The sequence below is a fragment of the Natrinema sp. H-ect1 genome (assembly GCF_041821105.1).
GTDB lineage: Archaea > Halobacteriota > Halobacteria > Halobacteriales > Natrialbaceae > Natrinema > Natrinema thermotolerans.
The window spans coordinates 173,000-188,892 of the sequence record NZ_JBGUBA010000003.1 but is presented as its reverse complement, the minus strand read 5'-3'; the positions used below and the strand labels follow the sequence as shown (position 1 = coordinate 188,892).

The following is a 15,893-nucleotide window of genomic DNA, read 5'->3' as shown; positions in this document are numbered from 1 at the left end:
TGGTCGATCCGCGATTCGGATGGACCGTCTCAGTCGGCGGCCGTGACGATCGCGTCCTGATAGCTCGCGATCTCATCGAGGACGGCCTCGCGGTCGTCCTCGTCGACATCGAACTCGGCGAGCGCGTCGTCGAGGTGGGTTGCGATCGCCTGAAAGTCCGACGGCGTGATACCCATGTCCGCGTGGACGGCTTCCATCTCCCCGCCGGCGTACTCGACGGGACCGCCGGTGACCGAACTGATGAACTGGGCCTGATGGGCCCGCTGTTTCTGCATATCGACATCGTCGAAGTACCCTGCAACCTGTTCGTCCGCCATGATGCGGTCGTAGAATTCGTCGACGACGGCCGTAATCGCGTCTTCGCCACCGAGTCGCTCGTAAAGCGAGTCTGTCATCGGGTCATATGTACCCACTTGAAGTAGATAAAGTCCGGCCCGAACACGTTGTGGAAAAAACTTGTGTGTGGTTACCAAACACATGAAAAGAGACCGACTTCATTCTCGATCGACGGGTCCGAGACCGGTCCGCCACGCGTCGGACAAGCGTGCGCTTTTCATACCCGAGGCTCGGACTGACGCCTATGAGAACACGCGGGACGTTACGACTGGCGACGAGGGGGTCCGCTCTCGCCCGGCGACAGGCCTCGCTCGTCAAGGAGGCCCTCGAAGACCGCCGGTACGAGGTGGAACTCGTCACGGTCGAAACGACGGGGGACCAGATCCGGGACGAACTGATTCACCGGCTCGGCAAGACGGGCGCGTTCGTCCGCGAACTCGACGAACGGGTCCTCGAGGGCGACCTCGACGGCGCGATCCACTCGATGAAGGACATGCCCACCGAACAGCCCGAAGAACTCGTGACCGCCGGGATTCCCGAGCGCGGACGACCGGGTGACGTCCTCATCACGCCCGACGGCTCGACGCTGGAAGAGTTGCCGGCGGGTGCGACCGTCGGCACCTCGAGTCTGCGCCGGCGCGCGCAACTGCTCTCGGAACGGGACGACCTCGAGGTCGAACCCCTGCGTGGCAACGTCGACACGCGCCTCGAGAAGCTGTTGGCCCCGTCGCTGCAGGCGGAACATCAGGAGCGCTCGGAAGCCGACAAAGAGCGGAAGGGGAATACCGGCGACGACGATTTCGAGGCCGAGTACGACCGCACCACCGACGAGTGGTTCGACGATCTCTCGGAACTCGAGCGCCAGGCGCTGGGCCGGGAGGTCGAGACGGAGTACGACGCCATCGTGCTGGCACAGGCCGGCCTCGAGCGCAGCGGGCTCGCCCACTACGTGGCGTATCAGGAACTGCCGACCGATACGTTCGTTCCCGCGCCGGGACAGGGGGCGCTGGCGGTGACCGCCCCGGACAGCGAGACCGCACGCGAGATCAAGAGCGCGATCGATCACCCGCGGAGCCGCGTCGAGACGACCGTCGAGCGGACGATCCTCGCGGAACTCGGTGGGGGCTGTATCGCGCCGGTCGGCATCTACGCGATCCTGCAGGGGGAACACGTCCATGCGACCGTGACCGTCTTCGATCGGGACGGCGACGAGTCGGTGACCGGGAGCCGCGACCTGCCCGTCGACAGCCACGCCGAGGCCGCCCGGGAGTTCGCCCGGGACCTCGCCAACCGCGGGGCCGCGGCGCTGATCGAAGGGGCACGGGAGGACGCCGAGGGCGACGACGAGGGCGTCTCCGAGGAAGATAAGCCCGAGGGGAAATAGCTAGCGAGTAACGAATGTCAGGCAACGCCATCGACGCCGAACCCGGCACCGTCTACCTCGTCGGCAGCGGCCCCGGCGATCCCGACCTGTTGACCGTGAAAGCGAAGCGGCTGCTCGAGGAGTGCGACGTCGTCCTCCACGACAAGCTGCCCGGCCCCGAAATCATCGACCGGCTTCCCGAGGACCGCCGCGAGGACGTGGGCAAGCGCGCCGGTGGCGAACGCACGCCCCAGTCCGAGATCAACGAGCGGCTGGTCGAACTCGCCCGCGAGGGCAAAAGCGTGGTCCGGCTGAAGGGCGGCGACTCGTTCGTCTTCGGCCGCGGCGGGGAGGAAGCGGAGTATCTCGCGGCCCACGAGGTCCCCTTCGAGGTCGTTCCCGCGGTCACCTCGGCGATCGCCGCGCCCGCGGTAGCGGGCATTCCCGTCACCCACCGCGATCACGCCTCCTCGGTCTCGTTCGTGACCGGCCACGAGGACCCGACCAAGGCGGAATCCGCGGTCGACTGGGACGCGCTTGCCGCCACCGGCGGCACCATCGTCGTCCTGATGGGCGTCGGCCGCCTGCCGGACTACACCACGGCCCTGCTCGAGGCCGGGATGGCCCCCGAGACGCCGGTCGCGCTCGTCGAGCGCGGGACGTGGCCCGGCCAGCGAGTCGCGACGGGCACCCTCGAGACGATCGTCGACGCCCGCGACGAGGCGGGGATCGAACCGCCCGCGGTGACGGTGATCGGCGACGTGGCTGGGACGCGGGAGTCGGTGGTTGAGTTCCTGCAAAACGACTACGGCGCGGCCGGCGACGCCGGGGCCGGGGAGTAACCGATGACCGAGACACCGACAGTCGCCGTCTTTCGGCCCGACGACGACCGCATCGAGCGGGCGACCGAACTGCTCGCGGAACTGGGTGCCGAGCCGGTCCCGGACCCGATGCTCGCGGTCGAGGCGACCGACGCCGTCCCGCGGACCGATGCGGACTACGTCGTCTTCACGAGCAAGACCGGCGCGGAACTGATCGCCGCAGCCGGCTGGGAGCCGACCGGCGAAACCGTCTGTGCCATCGGGCCAGCGACGGCCGACGCGCTCCGCGCGGAGGGGTACGCGGTCGACCTCGTCCCCGAGGAGTACACCTCGAGCGGGCTGGTCGCAGCGCTTTCGGACGCCGTCGACGGCGCACGCGTCGAGGTCGCCCGCAGCGACCACGGCAGCCCGGTGTTGCTCGACGGGCTCGAGGAGGCTGGCGCGTACGTCCACGAGACGATCCTCTACCGGCTGGTCCGTCCCGAGGGAAGCGGCGAGTCCGCCCGGCTGGCAGCGGCGGGCGACCTCGACGCCGCCTGTTTCACCTCGTCGCTGACCGTCGACCACTTCCTCGAGGCCGCCGCGGAGGCGGGGGTTCGGGAAGCAACCATCGCGGGACTCGAGGACGCCGTCGTCGGCGTCATCGGCGAGCCGACGGCCGAGACCGCCGCCGAGCGGGGCGTCGATGTCGATCTGGTCGCGAGCGAAGCGACCTTCGAGCGGCTGGCCGCGGAGACCGTCGACGCGGCGACAGACGGCGAATGACCGGCCGTCGCGCGTTTCTCGCGACCGCAGGTGCCGCGGCGCTTGGCGGCTGTGCCGCGCCCGCTGTCGAGCCGACCGCGTTCGAGGACCACGAGCGCCACGACGCGACGATCGGATTCGTCGGCGACGCGATGCTCGGCCGCAACGTCGACGAGCGATACGGACGCGCCGGAACCGACCCGGCAGCCGTCTGGGGGGCCCTCCGACCCCGACTGCAGTCGCTGGACGGCGTCTGCTGTAATCTCGAGTGTTGTCTGTCGACGCGGGGCCAGCGGTTCCCCGACCGGACCTACTACTTCCGGGCCGATCCCGGGTGGGCCGTTCCCGCCCTCGAGGCCGGAAACGTCCGCTTTGCATCGCTCGCGAACAATCACATGCTGGATTACGGACCGACGGCGCTTCGCGACACCGTCGACGCCCTCGACGACGCGGGGATCGGGTTCGCGGGTGCCGGCGAGACGCCGACGGCGGCCCACGCTCCCGCGACGGTCTCGATCGGCGATGTCGACGTCGCGGTCGTCTCCTTCGCGGACCACTACGCCGAGTACGGCGCGACCGACGACCGACCCGGCACGGCCTACGTCGAGTTCGACCCGGAATCGGCCGAGAGTCGGCGGCTCGTCGGCGAGTCCCTCGAGCGCGCCGCGGCGACCGACCCCGACCTGCTGGTCGCGTCGGTCCACTGGGGACCGAACTGGGTCGAACATCCCGACGACGACCTCCGGGCGTTCGGCCACTGGCTGATCGATCAGGGAGTCGACGTCGTCCACGGCCATAGCGCTCACGTCGTCCAGGGCGTCGAGCGATACGGCGACGGCCTCGTCCTCCACGACACCGGCGACATCGTCGACGACTACGTGATCAAAGAGGAGTTGCGCAACGACCGAACCGTCCTCTTCGAACTCGGGCTCGAGGACGGAACGCCGGCAGAACTGCGCCTCGTTCCCGCCGTCATCGACGACGAGACGGTCACACCGGCCGACGGGGACGAGGCGGCGTGGCTCCGAGAGACGATGCGCGAGCGTTCGGCACCCTTCGACACCGAGTACGACCGCGACGGCAGAGACCTCGTCCTTTCGCTGTAAGTGCGTCGGCGGCCGCTCGCTGCCGGCGATCCGCTGGTTTATGGGCGAAGCCGCCCCACAGTGTGTCGATGGCAGGGCCGGTTCCCGACCTCGAGGATCGTGCGGTCGCGTGTGCCCAGCGGCTGTGTGCGGCCGACCGCGTGTTGCTCGCCTCACACATCGACGCCGACGGGCTCACCAGCGCCGCGATCGCCGCCCGGGCCCTCGAGCGGGCGGCGATCCGTACGTGATGCATCATCGCTCGAGCGATCGAAGCGCGAGCAGCGCCGGCAGCGCGAACCCGAAGGCGTTGACGCTCCCGTGCCAGCGGATCATCTCTTGAATCGACACGAGCGTGGCGGTGCCGGGAAGGGCCGAGTAGGCGAACGCGAGCGCCAGTGCCATCGTCCAGCACAGCGAGACCGCGGCGACCGCGAACAGCGCCCCAGCGAACCGCGGGACCGTCGGGACGACCGTGCGGAGGAGACACAGCGCGAACCCGACCACGGCGGCCGAGAACGCAGCAGCCGCGACCACCTCGAGCAGCGGCGAGAAGGTGATACCGACGGCGATCAGGAGAATGCCGACCGCGATGACGGCCGTCACCGCGGCCGACACTCGTCCCGCGACGGTGGGCGGGAATCCGCCGTCGTCGGTCGCCGCGATGCGCCCGGTCAGGCCGACGACCAGCGGCAGGGCGAACCCCGCGTAGTGGAAGTGGACCCCTGTCAGAAGAACGATGATCGGTGCGAATCGTAAACTGATGTCGGCCGCGTGCAGGCACAGGAAGACTGCGGCCACTGGCACGTAGAGGAGCGCGGCGTCGATCGCGAGTTCCGGCAGCGGACCGGTGCCTCGAGCCAGGGATCGTCGGAGTCCAACCAGCGCGATCGCACCGGTGACGACGAGCCACGGAGCGACGAGCGCCACCGCAGCCGGCGATCCCTGCGGCGCGACGAGTCCGGCGACGACGGCCAGCGCGGCGGGAAGCTGGCCGCCAACGGCGACTCGATATGGAGTCACCGTTCGGTCAGGGAGCGATCCCGCGGCGTCGCTCATCGGCTCGAGCAGCCCGAGCCCCAGCGGCACGACGACGAACGTCGCGAGGGCGACGTAGCGTTCGACGGGCGAAAGCGGGATCGACCCGCCGACAGTCCCTATCGCCAGCGCCAGCCAGACGGCACCGCCGATCAGCGCGCTCAGGTCGGTGAGACGCCGGCCGGCGACGGTCGGGGACGGACTCGAGCGCCGCGTTCTGGCGCTCGACGGCTCGAGGCCGGTCACGCGTTCTCACCCGGGAGATCGACGCCGCCGAGATCGGATCGGGTCCGAGTCGCCGCGTCGCGGTCGACGGTCCGGAAGTCGCTCTCGAACCTGCCCGTGTAGCCGAACACGGTCCCGACGATCGGGTTGGTGATCTCCGCGGCCACGCGAAACCGGTCGCTGTCATCGTCGTACCAGTCGCGGAGCCGGCCGTCGACCGACAGCGGGCCGGGGAGCGCAACGTAGCGTCCACCCGCACGGAGCCACTGCGTCCCGATCGAGAGCGCGAGCGCACCGTCGTCGGCTCGAACGTGGAGGTCCGCAGCGACGTGGCCCCGGCGGCCGAACAGGTCGGTGAGACAGCCTCGAGCGGGATTCCACCGTAGCGTGTCCACGAACTCCCGCGGCGGGTCGGTCTCGAATCGCCGGTGAAGACACAGCGCCTCGTTCCCGGCGTCGTCGACGAACGCTTCCGTGACGATGGAGAACGGAACGTCGGTACCGCCCTCCGGAAAGAGGAAGTCGTCGAGGGTCGCGAGCCAGCGGATCGGCGTCGCGAGCGGGTTCCGTTGGAGGTCGTCCATCCGACCGACGCCGACCGCCTCGCGGTCCTCGCCGGCCTCGAGGCCGTAGCGCTCTCGGACGCGGGGATGGAGGGTGTCCCAGCCCTCGCCGACCGCACGCTCGAAGAGTCCGGTCACGGTCGTCCCTCCGCGATTGCGTCGATCCGGTCGCCTGCACCCGTCGTTCGCATCTATCGCTCACCTCGAGACCGTTCGATGTACGCCGACAGCGTGCAAAGCGCGTCCGGATCGACGCCGAAGGCTTCGAGGGCGGCGTCGGCCGTCGTATTCTCCAACCCAAGCGCGCGGTACTGATCGCGACCGAACGGGGGCCAGGGGAGCGGGTCGACGGCTCGCGCCGCGAGTCCGGCGACGGCCATCGGAATCGGCACGACGACGCCACCGCCGCGAATCGTCGTCACCGTCTCCGCGAGGGTGAGCCGCTCGGGGCCACCGATCTCGTAACACCCGCCCGCGTGGCGGTCGTCCTCGAGTCCATCGGCGATCAGCGGGGCGAGGTCCTCGACCCAGATCGGCTGCAGTCGCATCCGGCCGCCGCCGGGCAGCGGCGTCACGAGCGGCGGGACCATCCGTTCGACGAACGATACGAACGCACAGCCGTCGCCGAAGACGACCGACGGGCGGTAGATCACGTACTCGAGACTCGAATCGCGGACGACGCGCTCTGCTCGCCGCTTGGCTCGGAAGTACGCCGTCTCCACGCCGTCGTCGACGCCCAGTCCGCTCAGCTGGACGAACCGCTCGACGCCGGTGTCCTCGCTGGCCGAGACGAGGTGGCGCGTCCCGTCGTAGTGGACCGCCTCGTGGCTCCGGCCGCGGGGCTGGACGTGAGAAGGGAGCGCTACGAGGTTGACGACCGCCTCGTGACCGGTCACGGCGTCGGTGAGATCCGGTTCGGTCACGTCCAGCATCGTCGTCTCGACGCCGTCCGGCAATCCGGCCGCGTCGGGCGTCCGCGAGGCGGCCGTCACCGCGTGTCCGCGGTCGACCAGAACGCGACAGAGGGAGCGGCCGACGAATCCCGTACCGCCCGCGATCAGGACGTTCATACGCTTTTATTCGGCCAACGCAACCTAATGTTACCGCTGTACTGACGGCACACAATCCGGTTCGGAACGCTCGAGCGCCGGGACGTGACACGTCGGACGGGGGAACGTGCATCCGGAAATTTATCCCCGATGGCGCCCCATCATCGACCGATGCACCGATGACAGGGCCGGTTCCCGAACTCGAGGATCGTGCGGTCGCGTGCGCCGAGCGGCTGTGTGCGGCCGACCGCGTGCTGCTTGCCTCACACATCGACGCCGACGGACTCACCAGCGCCGCGATCGCCGCACAGGCGCTCGAGCGGGCGGGGATTCCGTTCGAGACGGTCTTCGAGAAGCAACTCGACGACGAGGCGATCGCGGCGATCGCGGCGACGGAGTACGACACCGTCCTCTTTACCGACTTCGGGAGCGGCCAGCTCGATCTCATCGGCGACCACGAGGACGCGGGCGACTTTACCCCCGTCATCGCCGACCACCACCAGCCCGCCGACCGGGAGACCGAGTACCACCTCAATCCGCTGCTGTTCGGGATCAACGGCGCGTCGGAGCTGTCGGGAGCGGGCGCGAGCTACGTCCTCGCTCGGGGGCTCGCGGACGTAGCGGACGGCGGTCCCGGTTCGTCGGTCGCGACCGATGGAGGGACGATCACCGCGTCGGGAACAGCCGACGCCCGCGCGGACAACCGCGATCTCGCCGCCCTCGCCGTGGTCGGTGCGGTCGGGGACATGCAAGCCACCAGCGGGGAACTCCACGGGGCGAACGCGGGTATCGTCGAGGAGGGCGTCGAGGCCGGCGTCCTCGAGACGGGCAAGGACCTCGCGCTCTACGGCAAGCAGACCCGGCCGCTTCCCAAACTGCTCGAGTACGCCACCGACGTTCACATTCCCGGCATCTCGAACGACGAGAACGGGGCGCTGCGCTTTCTCGACGGGCTGGATCTCGAGTTGCAACGCGACGGCGAGTGGCGAACGTGGGCCGATCTCTCGAACGACGAGAAACGGACCGTCGCCAGCGCGCTCGTCCAGCGGGCGGTCTCGAGCGGCGTCCCCGCGACAAAGATCGACGAACTCGTCAGTACGGCCTACGTCCTGTGCGAGGAGCCGGTCGGCACCGAACTCCGGGACGCCAGCGAGTTCTCGACGCTACTCAATGCGACCGCCCGCTACGAGCGGGCCGACGTCGGCCTCGGGGTCTGTCTGGGCGATCGCGACGGCGCGCTCGAGCGGGCGCGACAGCTCCTGCGCGAACACCGGCGGAACCTCTCGAACGGGATCGATTTGGTCACACGCAAGGGGGCGACCCAAGAAGACCACATCCAGTGGTTCCACGCGGGCGACGAGATCCGCGAGACCATCGTCGGCATCGTCGCCGGGATGGCGATGGGCAACGAGGGAATCAGTCGTTCGAAGCCCATCATCGCCTTTGCAGAGAAGAACGACGAGGAGGTCAAGGTCTCGTCCAGAGGGACCCACTCGCTGGTCCGGCAGGGACTGGACCTCTCGGTCGTAATGGGTGAAGCCTCCCGCGCCGTCGGCGGCGACGGCGGCGGTCACGACGTGGCCGCGGGCGCGACGGTACCGAAAGGCGAAGAGGAGACGTTCGTCGACCGCGCCGACGAGATCGTCGGCGAGCAACTGTCCTAGTACTGTCGTCGCAGCTCGGACCGTTCGACCGGTCTGCGGTGGCGCGCGCTGTGAGACGGCGAACGACCAGTGAGCCGTCTCACGACGTCGTGCGAGGGACGAACGAGCGGTGCGAGGCCGAACGGAGTGAGGTCTCGAAAGCGAACGGTGACCGGAGGGAGCCGTGAGCAGCGAGTGAGTCGGTTGGGGAGGCCGTGGCGACTCACTGCAGCCACGATAGCAGACTCGACCCGATTTTGGAATCCTGTACGCAAGTCTGCCGGTGTGATACCGGTTCGAACGGAACGGAGACGGAACGGCGACGCAACTCGGTTCCGCTACCCACGAATCAGGTCGATCGGTCCATCGAGGCCGGCACCGTCGGTAACAGTGGCGCGCGCGAGGTGAACATGTAGGTCGCCTTGCGCACTGCTCCCTTGCCGTACTGGACGGCGCTTTTCCGGATCGGTGTGCGCTTGCCGCGGATCTGGGTCCGGCCCTCGAGGATCGCCTCGACGAGGTCGTCGCCGTCGATGTCGGCTTTGGTCGGGGTCGCGGCCTCGGGCGTGACGAGGACCTCGGTGTAAGCCTTGCCGACGTTGGGCAGGTAGTGGGCGTCGCTGGCACCGATCTGTGGGTAGTCCCGCCGGCTGGCGAAAGTCCGGGCCCGACGGTTGCGGTACCCGGTAAAGACCATCGAGTTGTAGGTCTCGATCGCGTCGGCGTCCTCGATATAGCGCTTGCGGACGCCGTGGCGACTGCGCTGAAACGGATGGGGAACGATCGCGACCCCGCCCAACTCGCGGACGGTCTCGACGGTTGCCATGAACGGCTGGCCGGGATCGGGCCGTTCCTCGACCCCGATCGCCAGCAGGTGCCCGTGTCGCGTCGACACCTCGACGCCGGGGATGCCGATCAACCCGTAGTCGGGCGCGAGGTCGGCAGCCCGCCGCGACTCCGAGATCTCGTCGTGGTCAGTGATCACCACGCCGTCGAGTCCGATGTCGGCGGCCTGCTCGAGGATGAGTTCGATCGGTTCGTGGCCGTCGTAGGAGTCGTCCGAATGCACGTGAAAGTCGATCGCGAACGGAATCTGAGAGGACATAGGGGAATGACTGGCCTGCGCGTCGTGACTACCAATAGCTCGTTGCCGAGCATAAACACTGTGTGTCGCGGCGATCGGGGCATCGTCGAGCCGTCGCCCAATTCAATATATCGTTATTCAGTTTAATAGGGGATGGAACGGGCGACTCGAGAGCGGCAGTCGCGAACGGCGAGACGGCAGCAAAACAGTGAAAACGCGGTGTCAGCGGATTACACCGACGGAAATGCCATACTCGATGGTCGACGAGCAGCCGTGAACAGTCATCACGGGAGTCGCTGATCCCGAGTCGCGAGCGAACGACCCCACTGCGTCGACGGTCGTCAGCGTGACCGGTATTCACCAGTGTCCACGATGGTCGATAGCCGACGGGTGACGGGTGACGACCACTCGAGGCCGGGGACTCCGTTCGAGGGCACGACGTGACCCCGTGGGAGGTCAGGAGGAGGTCGGTTTCGTTCGGTCGTCACCGGTAGGCAGCCGGCAACCGGCCGTTCACACCCGGGGACCGAGCCGACGCGACAGCAGCCAGCCGCCGAACCGCACGACCGCATCGGAGTCGCTACGTGGCGGACGACCGTCTCGAGCGTCGGTCGAATCCGTCGCTTTCGCCGCGTCGCGAGACGTAGCGGATGCCCGCGCTCGAGGAACGGCCACAATAGATGGCCGAATCCGATACGCGTGCTGTAGACGGCAGTTGCTCACCGGTTAGGGCCGAATCCTCGTAAACGGTCGTGTGACCCGGCGACAGGACGTCTCGTCGGGGAATCGTGACCCAGCCGACCGGAACGCGGCCCGATCATATATCCCATTTCGGTATACAGAATTGGTGATGGTCGGTCAGAAAGACCGAACAGGGGATCGACCGGAAATCACCTGTTACCGGATTCTCGAGCCGGGTTTGCCGGATCGTTCGCGTGAACGAGTGAATTAGGCCGGCCTAAATTCCGATGGACTTATCATTGTTTAGGTTGGCCTAAACGATAACAACACCGTCGCCGATAGGCACTCGAGCCATCCCGAACGGCTCGGAGTCGGCTCTTCGGGGACGAGACAGGAGGAACCCATGGTCGGAACCACGCTCCGAGAGATTCGCCATCACATCGAACAGTTGGCCAGCGACGACGGGAACTACTACGTCGTCTGTGCCCGCTCCGGGGAGCGCCCCGTCCCGGTTGCCGGACAGCGGTTCCCGACGCGGACCGCCGCGGCCGACGCCGCACAGGCGACCGAACAGTACCGCGCCGCGCTCAGACGCTACGATCCACAGCTCCCGTTTTACGATCCGGTCGTCTGTCAGGAGCGGTCCGGCGACGACCCGACGCCGACGGCCTCGAGTCGGCCGACCCCGGAGTCGGGACAGCCACGGGCGGAAGAGGCGGTCTCGGCGTCGACGACCGGAAGCGCGCCCGCGGACGACGACCCCCTGATCAGCTTCTGCCACGACGTCTCCGGCTCCGTCTTCGAGGCGCTGTCGGCCCGCGATCACGACGCCGCAGAGCGAGCGATCATGGAGACGTATCTGGCTGCGGCCGAGGCGACGACCGATCCGAACACGCTCTGTCTGGTGTTGCTCGAGGCGATGGCCGCGGAGTTAGAGACCCACCTCGCGGCGGCCGAGCGGACCCGCCTGCTGGAGGCAGCGGCGTCGAACCTCCCGCCGGTGGCGTCGGCTGCGGATCCGGTCGCCGCGAGCCTCGAGTTCCTGGACTCGCTGTCGCTGCTCCGGGAGTACGGACTGAGCCGCGGGTCGACAGCGGCCGGGGACCGGGACGTATGGACCGTCTCGCTGCGGGGGTACGCCATCGAGTGTGGCGACCGGCGGTTCCCGACGCTGCCGATCGGGATCGACGTGTTGCGACGGTCGGAAACGGCCGACGCGCCGGCGGTCACCGACGTGCGGGCCCTCGGCGACGGCGACTGGGAGTTCGTCCTCACCAGCAACGCGGGAACGGCGGCCGGACTCGTCTGTACTCGAGGGGAGCGGCCATGACCGGATCGACCGCGCTCCACGGCGCCCCCGACTGCGTCGACCGGGAACTGGCGGCGGTGGCCACTCGGGACGAGGCGTTCGGGACGTTCGCCCGGCGTGTCCGTGACCTCCCAGCGACGAACCCGGCGACGGGCCGCGGAGGGACGACCGCGGCGGCGCCGGTCGCGATGACGACGGCGGGTAAAGCGGGCGGCGCGAGCGCGACGACGGACGGGAAGGAGTGTGTCGCCGTTCGCGAGGCCTTCGCCGAGACGGTCGCACCCCACAGCACCGCCGACCTCGCGGACGACGAACCGCTCGTCGAGACGATCGCGGCCGAACTGAACGAGGACGTCGCCGTCGCGCTCGCCGCCGAAACGGGCTGGACGCCGACGCTCAAACGCGCGGTTCTCGAGGAGATCGCCACCAGACGCCGCGAGGTCGACGTCGTTCGGGAGACCCTCGAGACCGAACGGGAGACCGTCGTCGCGGCGATCGACGAGGTCGACGAGGTCCTGACGTGGCTGCAGTCGACGGCCGAGGAGTCGCTGCTACAGTGTGATTTCGAGACGCTGCGGGCGAAACACGACCGCCTCGAGCGCTACCGGGAGCGACTCGACGAACTGACTGCCCGGCGGCAGTCACAGCTCACCGAGACGACGAACCGGTACGGGCCGGGCGGGACCCGGTATCGGACGCTGGTCGAGTCGGTGTACTCCGCGCAGCCGGCTAGATATCCGCTCCTCTCGACGGCCGCGCGGCTCTACGGGGTCTGTGGCGACTGTCAGCGGACGGTCCGGGCCCACCTGACTCGGCGCGTGTAGTCCGTATCGCGTCTCAGTCCGGCGGGACCGCGCTACGGCGGCGACTCGGAGAGTCGGTCCGGAACGAGATCGGCCAGCGAAACGTCTTCGAGAACGGTCCCGACCGTGAGCGGATCGTCGGCCGTCGAGACCCTCTCGTGGACCCGCCGCATGCACTCGAGCAAGCCGTCGACGGCCGCCCGTCGGGTCGAGACGCGCCCGATCGAGCGGGAGACCGACCGATCAGTGAGGAAAAAGCGGTACTGAAGCTCCCAGTGTCGACAAAGACCGAGGGTCGGATGGGACCGTGCGGGGACACAGTCCGCGATCAGGTCGATCCGCGGGCGAGCGTGTCGGTAGACGAATCGACCCTCACAGCGTTCTGCGAGGCCCCAGCGCGGCGGCAGGGCCTCCTGGGGAATAGGATCCTGGTCGACAGCCATGTACGCTGATATCGCCGGGTGCGGGGGTGTTCGTTCCGCTTGCGAGCGCGGGCATCTCTGTAGGCATCCCCTACCGCGGGTCGACGGTCGGTCGCGAGGAAGCCGGGCGAACGGGTCGATCGTCCGACTTTTGTCTCCGCTCGTCCTCGAGTCGGGTATGGCCGATTTCGACCCCGAGCAGTTCGAGGACAAGTACGCCAACTACTTCCCCGAACTCCAGCAGGCGTACAAGAACGCGTTCAACCGGATGAACGACAGCTACGACTCCGAACTGGTCCACGCGATCGACCAGCAGGTCCTGAACGAGAGCGAGCCCTTCTACGAGGGCGACGGCGAGTTCCGGGTCGAACTCCCGAACGACCCCTATGGCCGTCTCGACGGCGTCCTCGTCGAGGAAGAGCGGTTCGAGCAACTCCTCGAGAAACACGTCACGGAGATCGAAACGGAACTCCGACGCGTCTTCGAGTTCGAGTAACGCCGTCGGCGACGGTGGCAGACGAACATGGCGGACGGAAGGTTTAGGGGGGCTGATACCCAAGAGCGTTTCATGAGCACCGAGACCCAGAACGACGGGGACGACCTCGAGGAGCGCGTGACGAACTTCCTTCGCCGGAACTTCCCGCAGATCCAGATGCACGGCGGCAGCGCAGCGATTCAGGACATCGATCGCGAGAGCGGCGAAGTCAGCATCGCTCTCGGTGGCGCCTGCAGCGGTTGTGGGATCTCGCCGATGACGATCCAGGCGATCAAGAGCCGGATGGTCAAGGAGATTCCCGAAATCGAGAAAGTCAACGCCTCCACCGGCATGGACGGCGGCGAAGAGGAGATGGGCGGCATGAGTCCCTCCTTCCCCGGCGAAACCGTCGATGACGACGACGGCGAGGTCGACGAAGGCCCCGAAGCACCGTTCTAACGCCGCCGTAGTTTCGACGCGAGTTTTCCGCTATTTCCGCCCCGATAGCCGACGGTACGGGTCGCGGAACGTCCATTATTGATCCGAGCGAACGGCGCTATCGCAACCCGCGACCGCGTTCCCACGTCCGTATCAGCGCCGCCAACGTCCGATTCGTCGGGACCGGGAGACCGTGGTCGGCCGCCCGGTCGACCACGTAGCCGTTGATCGCGTCGATCTCGGTGCGCCGACCGGCACGGACGTCTTGGGCCATCGAGGACGTGTTCGCGGTCGTCGCTTCGGCGACGGCCTCCATGGCAGCCACCGCCTCGTCGCTCGAGAGCGACACGCCGCAGGCGCGGGCAACGCGGGCCGTCTCGCGGCTCGCCGCGCGCGAGAGATCGGCCGCCGGCGCGTCGAGGACGGCCCCGTTTTCGGTTTCGGTCAGGGCAGTAACGGCGTTGATCCCCGCGTTGACCGCGAGTTTCTCCCACAGCCGGTGGGGCATATCCGTGGCGACGAGCGTCTCGATGCCCGCCGAGCGGAACCGCTCGCCGACGCGGTCGGCGAGTGAGGAGGGACCGCCCTCGCGAGCGCCCAGTACCACCTCGCCGACGCCGGTACACTCGACGACGCCCGGCTTCCGCAGGACGGCCCCGTAGGTCGCCGTCCCGGCGAGAACCGGGGCCTCGAGCCGGTCGGCGAGGATCGATTCGTTTCCCATCCCGTTTTGCAACGAGAGAACCGCATCGATGGCTCCCGTCGCGAGCCGGTCGGCCGCCGTTGCCGTATCGAAGGCCTTGACGGTCACCACGGCGAGGTCCGCCTCGAGCCCGGTGCCGTCAGTCGTCGCCGCCGGGAAGACGCGGTCAGGGCCGTCGACTGCCCCCTCGAGGGACAGCCCCGACTCGCGGACGGCGCGGGCGTGGTCCTCGCGAGCGACCAGCGTCACGTCGTGGTCGCGCGCGAGGAGGCCGCCGACGAGACTGCCGAGGCTGCCGGCTCCGAACACGACGATCTCCATGGCTCGAGGTCACACGGAGCGGTATAAACGGGTTTCGTCCGATGGACGGCTCGAACCGGCTGGACGAGTTCCCCGCCGACACCCGAAGACGTGAGCAATACCCTCCGTAAATCCTATGGTGCTATATTAAATCGCGGACTAGCCGGTGGAGAAACCCGGTCGACGCGGTCGAGTCAGTCCTCGGTCCAGTACATCAACTGCTCGCGCTCGGAGTCACAGTTCGGACACCGGTCGGGCAGTCCGTCGTCGATTTCGCCCATCTCGCCACACTCCATGCAGCGCCACATCAGTTCGGCCTCGCCGAACTCGTGGCCCGAGCGGGCGTGTTCGACGCTCATCGCCTCCGCGCCCTCGCGGGTCGTGACGAAGACGCCGCTCTGCTCGAACCCCCGGATCCGCCCGATCTCGTTCCCGTCCTCGTCGTAGACCCGCTGGCCGAAATTGAGTTTCTCTACCGCCTCGATTGCCTCCTGCTCACCTTCTTCCGCGGGCTTCTCACCGGTTTCGACCATGACCGGAGCCACACCGCCGATCGGAATAAAGACAGGGCGTGCATTGTGCGAGCGGCCGCTCACAGCCTCGAGACGGCGTGAATCGGCACGAACGGAGCGACGGCTGCAGTCGATGCGTCAGCACCGCGACGAGATACGACTGTTAAGCCACACCGTGCTAATAGAAAACAATATACACTCCCAGTACTGAACCCGTATCATGATAGTTCGTCTCACCCAGGGATTACTCGCCGGCGTCCCACCAGACACGGCCACTGGTAGTGCGTGTCTCCCGTGGC

General features: G+C 67.9%; 17 protein-coding genes and 1 pseudogene. 10 read left to right on the top strand and 8 right to left on the bottom strand.

Translation table 11 applies throughout. The features are described 5' to 3' along the window. Positions 1–29: 29 nt before the first annotated feature. Positions 30–395 (bottom strand): group 1 truncated hemoglobin, encoded by a 366-nt coding sequence (locus ACERIM_RS09295; protein WP_049965323.1) that lies wholly within the window; start codon positions 393–395, stop codon positions 30–32. Between the two features lie 185 nt (positions 396–580). Here ACERIM_RS09295 and hemC point away from each other — a divergent pair, with 185 nt between their 5' ends. From hemC to ACERIM_RS09270, 5 genes and pseudogenes are all read left to right on the top strand, one after another. After that, on the top strand, positions 581–1,720 hold the full coding sequence (gene hemC, locus ACERIM_RS09290; RefSeq protein ID WP_373632249.1) for a hydroxymethylbilane synthase: 1,140 nt from the start codon (positions 581–583) through the stop codon (positions 1,718–1,720). 14 nt (positions 1,721–1,734) lie between these two features. Continuing rightward, on the top strand, positions 1,735–2,541 hold the full coding sequence (gene cobA, locus ACERIM_RS09285) for a uroporphyrinogen-III C-methyltransferase (protein WP_006648384.1): 807 nt from the start codon (positions 1,735–1,737) through the stop codon (positions 2,539–2,541). Between the two features lie 3 nt (positions 2,542–2,544). Next, entirely contained in the window at positions 2,545–3,285 is a 741-nt protein-coding gene (locus ACERIM_RS09280) for a uroporphyrinogen-III synthase (protein ID WP_049965321.1), read from the top strand. Beyond that, on the top strand, positions 3,282–4,370 hold the full coding sequence (locus ACERIM_RS09275) for a CapA family protein (RefSeq protein WP_373632247.1): 1,089 nt from the start codon (positions 3,282–3,284) through the stop codon (positions 4,368–4,370). Before ACERIM_RS09280 ends, ACERIM_RS09275 begins: the two co-directional genes overlap by 4 nt. A gap of 68 nt (positions 4,371–4,438) precedes the next feature. Further along, a pseudogene (locus ACERIM_RS09270) lies at positions 4,439–4,591 on the top strand (recombinase RecJ); the annotation flags it as partial. A 13-nt stretch (positions 4,592–4,604) separates the two neighbouring features. On the opposite strand, the gene ACERIM_RS09265 reads toward ACERIM_RS09270, so the two are convergent. Genes ACERIM_RS09265 through ACERIM_RS09255 form a run of 3 tightly spaced genes read right to left on the bottom strand, consistent with a single transcriptional unit; the run spans position 4,605 to position 7,245 of the window. Then, on the bottom strand, positions 4,605–5,633 hold the full coding sequence (locus ACERIM_RS09265) for a YndJ family transporter (protein WP_373632246.1): 1,029 nt from the start codon (positions 5,631–5,633) through the stop codon (positions 4,605–4,607). After that, positions 5,630–6,313: a DUF4166 domain-containing protein gene (locus ACERIM_RS09260; RefSeq protein ID WP_006648389.1), complete on the bottom strand. Its 684-nt coding sequence runs from the start codon at positions 6,311–6,313 to the stop codon at positions 5,630–5,632. The genes ACERIM_RS09265 and ACERIM_RS09260 overlap by 4 nt, the downstream gene beginning before the upstream one ends. Positions 6,314–6,366: 53 nt before the next feature. After that, positions 6,367–7,245, bottom strand: coding sequence for a complex I NDUFA9 subunit family protein (locus ACERIM_RS09255; RefSeq protein ID WP_373632244.1), 879 nt, complete (start codon positions 7,243–7,245; stop codon positions 6,367–6,369). Between the two features lie 158 nt (positions 7,246–7,403). Between ACERIM_RS09255 and ACERIM_RS09250 the strand changes: the two genes are divergently transcribed. Beyond that, positions 7,404–8,888, top strand: a complete 1,485-nt coding sequence (locus tag ACERIM_RS09250) for a DHHA1 domain-containing protein (protein WP_373632242.1) — start codon at positions 7,404–7,406, stop codon at positions 8,886–8,888. Positions 8,889–9,216: 328 nt separating this feature from the next. Here ACERIM_RS09250 and ACERIM_RS09245 read toward each other — a convergent pair whose 3' ends face one another. Further along, on the bottom strand, positions 9,217–9,972 hold the full coding sequence (locus tag ACERIM_RS09245) for a PHP domain-containing protein (protein WP_006183022.1): 756 nt from the start codon (positions 9,970–9,972) through the stop codon (positions 9,217–9,219). 1,063 nt (positions 9,973–11,035) lie between these two features. Here ACERIM_RS09245 and ACERIM_RS09240 point away from each other — a divergent pair. Both ACERIM_RS09240 and ACERIM_RS09235 read left to right on the top strand, forming a co-directional pair. Next, positions 11,036–11,962, top strand: coding sequence for a hypothetical protein (locus ACERIM_RS09240; RefSeq protein ID WP_006648392.1), 927 nt, complete (start codon positions 11,036–11,038; stop codon positions 11,960–11,962). Continuing rightward, positions 11,959–12,765 carry a hypothetical protein gene (locus ACERIM_RS09235; protein ID WP_373632240.1) on the top strand — a complete coding sequence of 269 codons (807 nt, stop codon included), beginning with the start codon at positions 11,959–11,961 and terminating at the stop codon, positions 12,763–12,765. Before ACERIM_RS09240 ends, ACERIM_RS09235 begins: the two co-directional genes overlap by 4 nt. A gap of 32 nt (positions 12,766–12,797) precedes the next feature. Here ACERIM_RS09235 and ACERIM_RS09230 read toward each other — a convergent pair whose 3' ends face one another. After that, complete coding sequence (locus tag ACERIM_RS09230; RefSeq protein WP_006648394.1) at positions 12,798–13,187, bottom strand: hypothetical protein; 390 nt, start codon at positions 13,185–13,187, stop codon at positions 12,798–12,800. Positions 13,188–13,344: 157 nt separating this feature from the next. Here ACERIM_RS09230 and ACERIM_RS09225 point away from each other — a divergent pair, with 157 nt between their 5' ends. Together ACERIM_RS09225 and ACERIM_RS09220 are read left to right on the top strand one after the other, a co-directional pair. Then, positions 13,345–13,662 (top strand): DUF5783 family protein, encoded by a 318-nt coding sequence (locus tag ACERIM_RS09225; RefSeq protein WP_373632238.1) that lies wholly within the window; start codon positions 13,345–13,347, stop codon positions 13,660–13,662. 72 nt (positions 13,663–13,734) lie between these two features. Further along, positions 13,735–14,100, top strand: a complete 366-nt coding sequence (locus tag ACERIM_RS09220; protein ID WP_006183026.1) for a NifU family protein — start codon at positions 13,735–13,737, stop codon at positions 14,098–14,100. A 97-nt stretch (positions 14,101–14,197) separates the two neighbouring features. On the opposite strand, the gene ACERIM_RS09215 is transcribed toward ACERIM_RS09220, so the two are convergent. After that, positions 14,198–15,103: a ketopantoate reductase family protein gene (locus ACERIM_RS09215; RefSeq protein WP_373632236.1), complete on the bottom strand. Its 906-nt coding sequence runs from the start codon at positions 15,101–15,103 to the stop codon at positions 14,198–14,200. A 173-nt stretch (positions 15,104–15,276) separates the two neighbouring features. After that, positions 15,277–15,615 (bottom strand): hypothetical protein, encoded by a 339-nt coding sequence (locus ACERIM_RS09210; protein WP_006183028.1) that lies wholly within the window; start codon positions 15,613–15,615, stop codon positions 15,277–15,279. Positions 15,616–15,893 lie beyond the last annotated feature (278 nt).